7 protein-coding genes, 1 tRNA gene and 1 rRNA gene are annotated in these 11,864 nt (G+C 51.9%); 2 read left to right on the plus strand and 7 right to left on the minus strand.

Annotated features, from left to right (window positions below):
• Nucleotides 1-5: 5 nt before the first annotated feature.
• The 5 genes from HZA73_04945 to HZA73_04965 form a co-directional block, all read right to left on the minus strand.
• Complete coding sequence (locus tag HZA73_04945; GenBank protein ID MBI5805373.1) at nt 6-893, minus strand: PAS domain S-box protein; 888 nt, start codon at nt 891-893, stop codon at nt 6-8.
• A 179-nt stretch (nt 894-1,072) separates the two neighbouring features.
• Nucleotides 1,073-2,182, minus strand: coding sequence for a response regulator (locus tag HZA73_04950; protein MBI5805374.1), 1,110 nt, complete (start codon nt 2,180-2,182; stop codon nt 1,073-1,075).
• Nucleotides 2,183-2,297: 115 nt separating this feature from the next.
• Nucleotides 2,298-2,666 carry a response regulator gene (locus HZA73_04955; protein MBI5805375.1) on the minus strand — a complete coding sequence of 123 codons (369 nt, stop codon included), beginning with the start codon at nt 2,664-2,666 and terminating at the stop codon, nt 2,298-2,300.
• A gap of 2 nt (nt 2,667-2,668) precedes the next feature.
• On the minus strand, nt 2,669-4,066 hold the full coding sequence (locus HZA73_04960) for a sigma-54-dependent Fis family transcriptional regulator (GenBank protein ID MBI5805376.1): 1,398 nt from the start codon (nt 4,064-4,066) through the stop codon (nt 2,669-2,671).
• 19 nt (nt 4,067-4,085) lie between these two features.
• Complete coding sequence (locus HZA73_04965) at nt 4,086-4,775, minus strand: hypothetical protein (GenBank protein ID MBI5805377.1); 690 nt, start codon at nt 4,773-4,775, stop codon at nt 4,086-4,088.
• Between the two features lie 347 nt (nt 4,776-5,122).
• On the opposite strand from HZA73_04965, the gene HZA73_04970 reads away from it, so the two are divergent.
• Together HZA73_04970 and HZA73_04975 are read left to right on the plus strand one after the other, a co-directional pair.
• Nucleotides 5,123-5,635 (plus strand): hypothetical protein, encoded by a 513-nt coding sequence (locus HZA73_04970; GenBank protein MBI5805378.1) that lies wholly within the window; start codon nt 5,123-5,125, stop codon nt 5,633-5,635.
• Nucleotides 5,636-6,007: 372 nt separating this feature from the next.
• Nucleotides 6,008-10,765 (plus strand): VCBS repeat-containing protein, encoded by a 4,758-nt coding sequence (locus tag HZA73_04975; GenBank protein ID MBI5805379.1) that lies wholly within the window; start codon nt 6,008-6,010, stop codon nt 10,763-10,765.
• A 95-nt stretch (nt 10,766-10,860) separates the two neighbouring features.
• On the opposite strand, the gene HZA73_04980 is transcribed toward HZA73_04975, so the two are convergent.
• Together HZA73_04980 and HZA73_04985 are read right to left on the minus strand one after the other, a co-directional pair.
• Nucleotides 10,861-10,937, minus strand: a tRNA-Ile gene (locus tag HZA73_04980).
• A 231-nt stretch (nt 10,938-11,168) separates the two neighbouring features.
• Nucleotides 11,169-11,864, minus strand: a 16S ribosomal RNA gene (locus HZA73_04985); the annotation flags it as partial.

The raw sequence follows: 11,864 nt of genomic DNA on the forward strand, positions 1-11,864 counted from the left end.
TGCCGCTATTTATCGTTCTTGTGCCAGCGCTTATGTCCGTCTTTTCCTTTGCCGCCGCTGAATTCGGGATACAGTTTGCCCAGGCAGTCTTCACAGATGCCAAAAGTAAAATCGGCTTCGGTATGCTCCGAAACATATTCCTCCACCTGCTGCCAAAAACCCTCGTCGTTGCGGATCTTTTTGCAGTTAGCGCAGATGGGGATCAGCCCCCTCAGGGTCTTGATCTTGCCCAGGGCCGTCTGCAGTTCTTTAAGCAGGCTGTTGCGGGCCTGCTCCTGCTGGTGGCGCTGGGTCACATCCCGGGCCACGCTTAACACGATTGTCTTTCCCTCCATGTTCATCAGGCTGGCATGGACCTCGGTAAACAATTCGGATTGGTCCTCCCGCCGGCCCGTCATTTCAAAGGTCAAACTTCCTTTCTGCTCAAGCTCTTTCAACTTTTCCATCAGAACCCCGCTGTTTTTGGCTTCGGACATCAGTCCCCTCAGTTCACTGCGGCTGGAGTTGGCAGAAGATCCCTTTTTGACTCCCCCCATCCTGCCGGCGGCGGCGTTGGCGTAAATAAAATTGCCGTTCAAGTCGTGGGCCACCACCGCATCGTTAACCTCATCCAGCAGACGAGCCTTAAGCTCAGTGTCCGTCTTCAGCTGCTTTTGTTTCACCAGCATACTTTGGGCCAGGTACCCAAAGACAACAAATAACGACCCCACCAAAAGCCGGAAATATACCTCCATCGGTTCTGGTGCCAGTAACTGGCCGATCATGGTGCCCTCGTTAAAGAACAAAGCGTCTATCATTATGTCCACCAGCCAAAACCCCGCGGCAAACATTACGCCGATGGCTGTCAGATGTTCAAAGACAAATGATAAATTTATTTTATTTTTAGAGTTCATGATATTCTCTCCCGGACCGTTTTAGGGATCCGTAATTAATTGTATTTTTCCGAATAGACCTTCGATGCTTTTCAAATGACGCAAGCGGTTAAAACCCAGACGTATATTGTGATCCGTAGATTATTGATTTATTGATATTTTAGTGTATTTCGTGGGGAAAAGTTCTGATCCACTGTAAACTATTCCGCTTCGTTCCGTTCGGCATGAATTCTATATATTTCCTCAAAGGCCTGGTGCCTTTTTCTGAACACTTCAATTATGCCTGGATCAAAATGCCCGGGACGGGAACGGTCATCGCCCTCGGTCAGTATGCTTAAGGCCTGCTTATGATCCATCTCCGGCTTATAGGTCCGCAGGCTGCGGATGGCGTCGTACTGGTCCACCACGCTGGCAATGCGCCCGGCCAAAGGTATTTTTTCCCCGGCCATGCTTTGGGGATAACCGCTGCCGTCCCAACGCTCGTGGTGGGTCAGGGCTATCTGCTGGGCCAGATCAAGGATCTCGGACTGTGATCCTGTTAGTATCCGGCTGCCGATGGTGGTATGCTCCTTCATCACCGCCCATTCTTCAGTGGTCAGGGGTCCGGGTTTTAGCAGGATGGAATCGGGAATCCCCACTTTGCCTATGTCGTGCATGGGCATGGCGTAGTACATTGTCTCGGCAAAGTCCTTATCCAACCCCAGTTCCAATGCCAGGGTCTTGGCGTAGTGGCTGGTGCGGCGGATGTGGTTGCCGGTATGCCCGTCCTTGTACTCGGCCGCCAGGGTCAGCCGGAATATGGTGTCTATGTATCCGTCCTTGATCTTGTCAAAGGCCTGATCCCTCTGCAACAGTGCATTCTCCAGTTTTACGGTCCGCTCCTTCACCTGCTGTTCCAGGGTCAGGCTGTAGTTCTTCAAAAAATCGTGGTATTCCTTGATGTTCAGGTTGTTCTTTATCCTCAGCGACAGCTCCTGCACATCCACCGGCTTGGTGATGAAATCGTTGGCCCCGCAGGCTATTCCCTTAAGTTTGTCCTCCCGCGAACTGGCCGCCGTCACCATGATGATCGGAATGTAGGAGGTGGCGGGATCGCTTTTCAGTTTCCGGGTGGCCTCAAACCCATCCATTTCAGGCATTATTACATCCATCATTACCAGGTCCGGATTCTGGGATAAAGCCAGATCCACCGCCTGCCGTCCGTTCAGCGCAGTCAGACAGTCGTACCCCATTTTGCGGCAAAGCATCTTGAGGAGATTCAGATTGGTTTCTTCGTCATCCACCAATAATATTTTGGGTAGTTCGCTCATTTTTCCCATACCTGCTGTTTAATCACCGGCCAATAATGTCTCTTTTTTAGTCTTTTCGGCATCTGCGGCCAATAATTATTTTCCTGTTATCCTTAAAAATGGAGGTGTAACCAGGTCAGGGTTCCCCGATCAGTTTCTTCACTTTGGCCAGCAGCTGTCCCTTGTCAAAAGGCTTGGACATGTATTCGTCGGCCTCGGTGTGGTAGCGTTTCAGCGGCTCCAGTACGCTTTCCTTGACGGTCATCAGCATGTATTTTACCCCGTCCAAACTGCGGCGGTCACGCACCCATTCCAAAAGCTGCAGCCCGTCCATATTGGGCATCACCAGGTCGGCTATCACCAGGTCCGGTTTCTGGTCTTCTATCAGTTTAAGCGCCTGGCTTCCGTCGCTGGCCCACAGCACCTGGTACCCTTGGCGATTCAAAAGAAGGGCGGCCGTTTCGGCCAGCACCGCTTCGTCGTCCACTATCAGAACTTTTTTCATGGTCACTCCCTGTTCTTTGGGGCGTAGGACTTGGAGCTGATGCCGTATTCCCTCAGTTTCAGCTGCAGGTTCTGGCGGGCGATCTCGGCCATCTCGGCCGCCCGGGTAACATTGCCCCCGGTAAGTTTAAGCAGGCCCATGATGTAGCGTTTTTCATATTCGTCCCGGGCCTGGCGCAGTGGCTTGTCTATCATCAGCGATACTTCCTCGGTGCGGGTACCCGTCCGGCGCTGGGGAAAGTCCTCCAACCCGATCATTTTCCCGGTGCACAACGCCACTCCATGCTCCACAGCGTTCTCAAGTTCCCTCACATTACCAGGCCAGTCGTGCCGCAACAGATGATCAGCGGCCTCCGGAGTAAACCCTTCTATGATTTTTTCCTGTTCGGTGCTGTATTTCTTTAAAAAATGATGAGCCAGAAGCATTACGTCATCGCGCCGGTCCCGCAAAGGCGGCAGTTTTATCTGGATGACATTCAGCCGGTAGAACAAATCCTCCCGAAAAAGTCCTTTCTTGACAGCCTCCTCCAGGTTCTGGTTGGCGGCGGCTATCACCCGCACATCCACCTCGGTGGGAACGGTGCTGCCCAGGGGATAATACACGCCTTCCTGCAGCGCCCGCAGCAGTTTGACCTGCAGGGACATCGGCATGGTGCCTATCTCGTCCAGAAAGATGGTACCCTTATCGGCGGTCTTGAACAGACCTTCCTTACTGCCGTTGGCTCCGGTAAAAGCGCCCTTGGCGTAGCCAAACAATTCCGATTCCAACAGGGTCTCGGGGATCCCCCCGCAGTTGATAGGCACGAACTTGGCACTCTTGCGTTTGCTGTTGAAGTGCACCGCCCGGGCCGCCAGCTCCTTGCCGGTGCCGGATTCACCCAGTATCAGCACCGTGGTCTTGGTCTCGGCTATCTTGCGGATGGTGCCAAACACCGCCATCATTGGCCGGCTCTTGGCCACTATGTTCTCAAATCCGTAACGTTCGTTCAGGGTCTGCTGCAGGTATTTGTTCTCGGCCAGCAGGTTCTTCCTTTCCGCCGCCTGGGCTACGGATAAAAGCACTTGGTCGGCGTGGAGCGGCTTTTGCAGATAATCGTACACCCCGGCCTTGACGGCCTTGACCGCATCCTCTATGCTGGCATGTCCGGTGATCACTATCACCGGTATATCGGGATCGATCTCTTTAATTTTGGGGATCACATCCAGACCCCAGGCGTCGGGGAGGCGCATATCCAGCAGCACCAGGTCCGGCTGCACTTCGGATACGGCCTTAAGTCCTGCTTCGGCGCTGTTGGCCGAGCTGGTCTGATATCCGGCGCTTCCCAGTATCTGCAGCAGGATCAGACAGATGCTCTGATCATCGTCTATGATCAGCACTTTGTATGATGGTTTCTGGCTCATGGTTGTATCTTTCGGCTGGCTATTGATTGTTGAATTTTACCGAGAACAACAGCGTCTCCGGTTGGCCGGCACTCAGTTTGAATTCGGCCCCGTTTTCCTGGAACAGGTGCCGGGCCAACTGTGGTCCCAGATCATCCGCATTGGGCCCCAGAGGAAGCTCGGGGTTCATTATCCTGATCTGCTGTCCGGAATCCATGGCAGGGCCCTGATCGTGGAAGTTCAAAACCACGCTTTGCCCCTCCAGCATAACCTCGATCGACATCTTGCCGCCCTGGGGCATTCTTTTGGCCGACCAGACCATAAGATAGACCAGTCCCTGCATCACCAAACTGGCCCGGCAGGTGATCCAAGGTTCCTGAGGCGGCTCGGAGATCTCCACTTTTACCTGGTGCCGGGTGATAAAATAATTGACCAGGCTTACCGCCTGCCTGGCCACCTGCGAGACCTTGACGGGCGTTTTTTCGGAATTGCCGTTTTGGTAATAGACCAGCAGATTATCCAGCAGGGCATTCAGCTTTTCCGAAGATTTGTAAATGCTCCTTAAGGTTTCCTTCTGGGGATCGCCCTCGGCCAGGCTCATGTCAAAGAATTCCATTCCCAGAGTTATGGCCGAGATCGGATTCTTCATCTCATGGACGAATGATGTCGCGATCTCGGAAAATACGGCATACTTGAATGTCTTCAGTATTCCGCCCTGTAGGTTATCCATTTTAATTCTCCGTTCATATTATGGGTTAACATAGGTTACCACCGGATTTGGAAAAAGTCAATAGAATAGCCAAGGAAATTTTTCACCAGTGTCATAATTTTATAATGCATAAGACATGCCAAACTATAAATATTCTTGTAAATCATTAATATTCAATGAAATAGAATTATTGTCTTTTTTTATTGACATTTGCAAATTATATAATTATTGCGACTAATGTCGTATATACAAGACATTTAAGACAAATGCTTAAATATTCTCTATCTCTGTAATGTGTTGCAATACTGTGTGTTACAAAATCATTTTTCTTTGGCATATTAGATGCTTCCTTGTTAGTTTAAGGAAGTATGAAAAACAAAATCTACATAATAATTGCCTTAACCGGATTATTGACTAGTTCCGGTTTGGCCCAAACGCTAGCCCGGCCCGGATCAAATTCCGCTTCAGACCAGGTAAATATCAGCGTTATTATCCCGAAAATCTCACGAGTAGAGCTTTGTGAATCAAAGAACATCATTGAAGTATCAAATAGTGATGTAGCTCGCGGCTATGTCACTTTACCTAAAGCCCTGTCCTTAAAGGTCTGGTGCAATAGCACCGGAGGGGCATTGGTGGAAACTGAATTAAATGGCGGCATCTATAATCAGGATGGCCAAACATTTCCCGGTGAAATGCTGATGTTTCAGTTGTCTGGCCAGGAAAATTTCCAGCCTTTCAACGGCCAGGCCCAAACTTTATACCAAAGCGAAGACATTCAACGGGGCAGCCTTTTAGCGGTTGATCTGCGGCTGAAGCTATCAAAAGAAATGGCCCCCGGTAAATATTACTTCCAAGCCATGTTCACGGTCTCTTCTATTTAGTCATTACCATACTTTATTCTGTCCGCCGGATCTTTTGTTATTCCCCTGAAAGCCGTTTTTTTAAACGGCTTTTTCATTGCCGGTTGCGATACAACTTACGTCTTGGCTAATCCTTGAATTCTTATTAAGTGACATACCGCCGGGTAAAGTAAATATCTTATGACAATAGCAATGTTTTTAGTCCGAATTTGGGGATTTGGTAAAAGCCCGCCACGAAAACCACATGCCGCAAATAGCAGTGTTTGCATAGCTTTGCAGATGTTGTTCTTTTATTGTTTCCCTTGGCACGATGCTTGCGTATTTATTATGACATAACCAAAACCAAAGGGTACCCAAATGAAATACCTGAATTCAGCGTTATTAACAGTTATAATGGCCTTCGGATTTTTCACGGCCTCCGATGCGGCCGTAATCAGCTTCACCCAGACCACTATGGTGTCAGATTTATCCAGCGACCCGGTAACCATCGGCAAGTCTTCTTACCACCGGCTCGCTGTCAAAGGCAGCTTTCCGTTGGAAGCCCAACCCGGAAGCCCTTTGCTGCCGGTAAAATTAGTCAACATCCTTGTCCCCTTCAACGCCTCGGTAGGGGGATTGAAAATGTCCGGATCTTCATCCGAAAACCTGCCCGGGAGCTTCAATCCTTTTCCGGTTCAAAAGCCGGTCCCGATGAACGGCCAGGCGGCCCCGGACTTTGTAGCGGCGGATCCTGCCTTTTACCAGGCTAAAGGCGACTACCCCGGCCAGTTAGCCAGGATCAAAGGCGTATCGGCCTGGGGTGAGCACCAGGTGGTAACGGTTGAGGTCATGCCCCTGCAGTATAATCCTTCCAAAGCACAGCTTACCCTTTACAACTCGATATCATTTGAAATTGAATATGCTTTAAAAGCCGGTTCGGCCAGCCCGGTAAAAAGACGCAGCCCTATGGCCCAAAGCCTGGTGATGAACCAGCTGCAGACGGCCATTGCCAATAAAAATGATATTGTCCGCCTGATCATGTGCGCGAAGATCACGGTGGATCAGACTTCCGCCAAATCCCCGGCCACCGAATCCCCTTCTCTTGAAGGCAGGCCGGTGGACTATGTGATAATAACTTCGGAAGAATTGGCGCCCCAGTTCCAAAGGCTGGCTGACTGGAAGACCCAAAAAGGCATTAACACCATAATCAAAACCACCCGCTGGATAGAGAGCAATTACCGGGGAGCGGATATCCAGGAAAAGATCCGCCATTTCATCCAGGACGCCTGGGTCAACTGGGGAACGGTGCTGGTATTATTGGGGGGAGACACTCCGGTGATACCGGCCCGTTATGTCCCCTGGAGAAGCTGGCCGCAGTATATTCCGGACCTGCGGATTCCCACCGATCTCTATTATTCCGATATAGTGGATACTTCCTGCACCGGAGACATCCAGAGTTACAATTTTGATCCCAATCGCGACGGCCAATACGGTGATGTATTGGGCGGCGAAGTCCTTGACATGCAACCCGACCTGCTGTTAGGCCGGGCTCCGGTAAGCACAACGGCCCAAGCCCAAACCTTTGTGGACAAGGTTTTAGCTTACGAAAGAAATCCCCCGCCGGGTTTCGGATCCAGTTTTTTGATGGTTTCCGAAGGCAGTTATGCCTGGAGTTCGGAATCAGTAAACAATTTCCCCCTTAAAACAGACGCCCCCTGGATAGATTCCTACGAACTTTACCGCCCGGCGGTTGACTCGGCTTGCTTTCAATGGGCCGGTGACAAGAACCTTGACGCCGGATCGGCCATGGTCGAACTGAATAAGGGATATAACATAGTATACCACTTTGATCACGGCGGCATCTATCAGCTGGGAACCGGCGCCACCACCGGCGGCGGCTGGCTGTATCGGTCCGATGCCGGCCGGCTGGCAAACAACGGACGGCCTTCGGTGGTGATCACCCCGGCCTGCGATCCCAATGCCTTTGACCACGACTGCTTTGCCAAGCATTTGCTCAATAATCCCAATGGCGGGGCCGTGGCCTTCATCGGCAATTCCAGGGTGGGTTGGGGGTACCAGGGATATTTGTACCAGGCTATGTTCACAGGGATTTATTATTACCGCCAGCAGATGCTGGGCCAGGCCTTTTCCGTCTTGCAGCACATCCGTGACTCCTATTCGCAATTCTCGATCAATTTGATGGGCGATCCCTCCATGCTGCTTTGGACCGGAGAACCTCAGAAAGTTTGCGTCAATCATCCCGGACAATTGACCGTCAGCGATTCCCTGATCAAGGTCGACATTTCCGGCCCGGCCGCTGGAGGAACGGTTGAACTGGCGGTTTACAAACAAAATGAAGCTTTAAAAGTCATCCAGGTAACGATACCTTCCTCTGTTAGTCTGCCGATATCGCTGTTGACCGAAGGCCCGCTTTTGTTAACCGTCACCGGGACCAACGTTATCCCGAGCCAGACTTCCTGCCAGATCGTTCCATCCGGGGCCGCCCATCCCTTTGTAAGCAGTTATACCGTTCGCGATGACGGGCGAACGATTGGCGACAAAAGCAATGGGAACTGCGATCGGGTAATGAACCCCGGCGAAACCATTGCCTTGTATCCTTCCCTAACCAATAACGGCCTGTCCCCCTTGGAAAATGCCTTTGTGATCCTGCGATCGGCAGACCCTCAGGTAAAAATAACCGACTCCATCATCAGCCTGCCGGTTTTGGAGCCGGGCCAGACCCTGGTGTGTGATACGCTTATGGGACCCCGGTTTTTGCTGACTGTTTCGCCGCGGATAAAATCAGACCGGACGCTGGGACTGACCGCTGTTTTCATTGCCAAAGCCGATCTGGCGGTATCAAACAATAAAACCGAAAAGATCATAGTGTCCCAGGAAATTAAAACCGGCATTCAGGCCGATTCACTGGTAATATCTTCCTATGTATTGTCCCCGGCAGCCAGTCTTAATGCCGCCAAAAGGGAAACCTTTGTTACTTTGGATTCTGTGGTCATTGCCAACCTGGGAACCGGCCAGGCCCGGGGAATCACCCTCACTGCCACAGCAGTTGCCGGCGGACAGACCGGGCCCAGGCCTGAGATGCTCCGGTTTGGAAGCATCCCGGCCGGTGGTTCTTCAACCCATAGGAGGCTGGCGCTAAAACCGATAAGAACCGATGACCGCAACCCCCTCGCCCTGCTGCTTACCATTCGCGATTCCTATGGCCGGGAATCCCGGCAGATAATCAGCCGGTCCGAAGTCATCAATCCGGTCTGCGGCATTCAAGCACGAGCTTTGGGATCTGACCGTATCCAGATAATTTGGGCATTGATCAATGACGGCATTGGAATCAAAGGATATAATATATACCGTAAAACCACGGACCAGGTATCTTTTACTAAAGTCAACCTGGTTCCGGTAATGGATTCCCGCACTTTTACCGATCAGGGGTTGATCGCTAATACCAGCTATAGCTATGCTGTATCTGCTGTCGATTCCCTGGGCAGCGAGAGCCCGGCATTCCCCGCTTCCAACACTATCAAAACCCAGCCCGCCTTAATGCCCGGTTTCCCGGCGGCGGTGGGCAACGGGACCCGGGGCAGCCGGATGTGGTCATCCCCGGCCTCAGGCGATATCAATAACGACGGGTTTGAGGAGATCATTATCGGCAGCGATGACGGCAAAGTCTATGCCTTTGATCGCCTGGGAAAGATTGTACCCGGCTGGCCGGTGGTAATCGGCGGAAGCATAGACCAATCCAGCCCGGCCCTGGCCGATATTGACAGCGACGGTTTTTTAGAGGTTGTGATGGGCAGCGGCGGCTGGTACACGGTGCCCGGCGACGGCCAGGTCCATGTTTTAAGGCATGACGGTTCCGAACAGCCGGGTTGGCCCCAGGCCGTATGCGGCGACGCCTTTTCCGGGGCGGCGGTAACCGACCTTAACTGCGACGGCAGCTTTGAAATCGTGGCTGCCACCACTGCCGGTTATGTTTATGCCTGGGATGCCGGCGGATCCCTGCTTTTGGGTTGGCCGATTTGCACCGGTGGTCCGGTGTGGTCTTCCCCGGTTCTAGGCCATCTGGACGGAGACCCCCAGATGGAGATCGCAGTCACCGCCAATTCCGCCGGTGCGCTAAAACTACTGGTTCTGAACCATGACGGAACCAGCCTGCCGGGATGGCCGATCATAGTCCAGTCCAGCGCCGGTTATGGACTGGCCTCCCCGGTTTTTGCCGATATGGACAATGACGGAAAGAACGAGATCATCCTGGGCGCCGAGACCTATTGCCCAACAGCCTCCACCAAAGGATACTGCTTCAAAGCGAACGGAGAACAGCTTGCAGGCTGGCCGGTCGGGTTTGGATGCGGAACAAGGATAGTATGTTCACCGGCCATAGCCGATCTGGACGGCGACGGCAAGCTGGATGCGGCCTTTATTGCTTCCAACGGAGTGCTCCGGGCCTATTCAGATCAGGGTGTGAACCGGATGCTGTGGGAGGTTCAAACCGGCTCCAATGGCCGTACCAACCCCATTGCTGCCGATATCGATTCTGACGGCATCATCGAAGTTCTTTTGACCACTGAATCGGGGTATTTGTACGCCTTTGAAGGATCAGACGGTTCGCTGACCCCGGGTTATCCCATCTGGATAGAGCCCAGCTGGTCGGCTCCGGCCTTAAGCGACATAAACCAGGACGGAAAGATGGAATTACTGGCCTTTGGGTGGGGAAGCCATAAACTTTTTGCCTGGGAGCTTGGCTGCAACACTAAAAGCGCTGGTTCCTGTGGATCCACTTTTAGAGGCAATATGAGGCGCACCGGATGCGGCAGCGATACTTTGACTGCCAAGCTTAGCGGAGCATTGCAGACGGAATTGACCGATATTCCCGTCTTTGCGACCAAACTGAGCCAGAACTTTCCCAACCCGGTCAAGGAACAGACCACCATTTGTTATCAAATATCACAGCCGGGCTGGATAAAAATAAATATCTATAATGTTACCGGCCAGTTGGTAAAGACCCTGGTCAATGAAGACAAGATTCCCGGCAGCTACCAGATCAAATGGGACGGGAAAAACGAACAGGGTAAAGGAATTTCTTCGGGAACATATCTGTACCGGTTAGAGTCATCCGGTTTTAATGCAACCAAAAGAATGCTGGTCTTAAAATAAGCTGAAATCTTTAAAACAAAAAATCCCCCCGCCGTAAGCGGGGGGATTTTTTTACCTGATCACATAAAAAATGCCCATCCGAAGACAGGCTAAAATGGTGGGCCCAAGAAGAGTCGAACTTCTGACCTCGTCCTTATCAGGGACGCGCTCTAACCAACTGAGCTATGGGCCCCTATAGTACGTCCCTCTCCCGCCGGGCTTGCGCGACGTAGCCGAAGCGCAGTTGGGGGAAGGATTAGGGAGGGGTAAGAAAAAAGGCTACAGATTATAAGTTTATTACCTATAACCCATAACCTTTTCCTAAAAAACCGAAAAGCAGAGCACAGGTCATACAATTTGAGTAACATGGATTTATGTGCAGGACCCCGGTCCCAATAAGTCTTGGGAGGTCCTGCGGGTTCTCTAGAAAGGAGGTGATCCAGCCACACCTTCCGGTACGGCTACCTTGTTACGACTTCGTCCTAGTCACCAATCCTACCTTAGGCGCCGCCCTCCTTGCGGTTAGGCAAACGACTTTAGGTATTACCGGCTCCCATGACGTGACGGGCGGTGTGTACAAGACCCGTGAACGTATTCACGGTGGCATGCTGATCCACCATTACTAGCGATTCCGACTTCATGCAGTCGAGTTGCAGACTGCAATCCGAACTGAGAGGCCGTTTGGGGATTAGCTCCATCTTGCGATATTGCATCCCATTGTCGGCCCCATTGTAGGACGTGTGTAGCCCTAGACGTAAGGAGCATGCGGACTTGACATCATCCCCACCTTCCTCCCCGTTATCCGGGGCAGTCTCCTTAGAGGGTAACCACTTTCGTGGAAACAACTAAGGATAAGGGTTGCGCTCGTTGCGGGACTTAACCCAACATCTCACGACACGAGCTGACGACAGCCATGCACCACCTGTGGCAGTGTCCTTGCGGAAGACTATGTTTCCATAGTTGTTCACTACCATGTCAAGCCTAGGTAAGGTTCTTCGCGTTGCGTCGAATTGAACCACATCCTCCACCGCTTGTGCGGGTCCCCGTCAATTCCTTTGAGTTTCAACCTTGCGATCGTACTCCCCAGGTGGGGTACTTAATGCGTTAGCTGCGGCACTCA

The organism is candidate division TA06 bacterium (assembly GCA_016235665.1).
Classification (GTDB): Bacteria; Edwardsbacteria; AC1; order AC1; family EtOH8; genus UBA5202.

Coding starts and splice junctions, on each gene's coding strand:
- HZA73_04975 (MBI5805379.1), top strand. CDS start 6,008: ATGGCCTTCGGATTTTTCACGGCCTCCGATGCGGCCGTAATCAGCTTC.
- HZA73_04965 (MBI5805377.1), bottom strand. CDS start 4,775: ATGGATAACCTACAGGGCGGAATACTGAAGACATTCAAGTATGCCGTA.
- HZA73_04950 (MBI5805374.1), bottom strand. CDS start 2,182: ATGAGCGAACTACCCAAAATATTATTGGTGGATGACGAAGAAACCAAT.
- HZA73_04955 (MBI5805375.1), bottom strand. CDS start 2,666: ATGAAAAAAGTTCTGATAGTGGACGACGAAGCGGTGCTGGCCGAAACG.
- HZA73_04960 (MBI5805376.1), bottom strand. CDS start 4,066: ATGAGCCAGAAACCATCATACAAAGTGCTGATCATAGACGATGATCAG.
- HZA73_04970 (MBI5805378.1), top strand. CDS start 5,123: ATGAAAAACAAAATCTACATAATAATTGCCTTAACCGGATTATTGACT.
- HZA73_04945 (MBI5805373.1), bottom strand. CDS start 893: ATGAACTCTAAAAATAAAATAAATTTATCATTTGTCTTTGAACATCTG.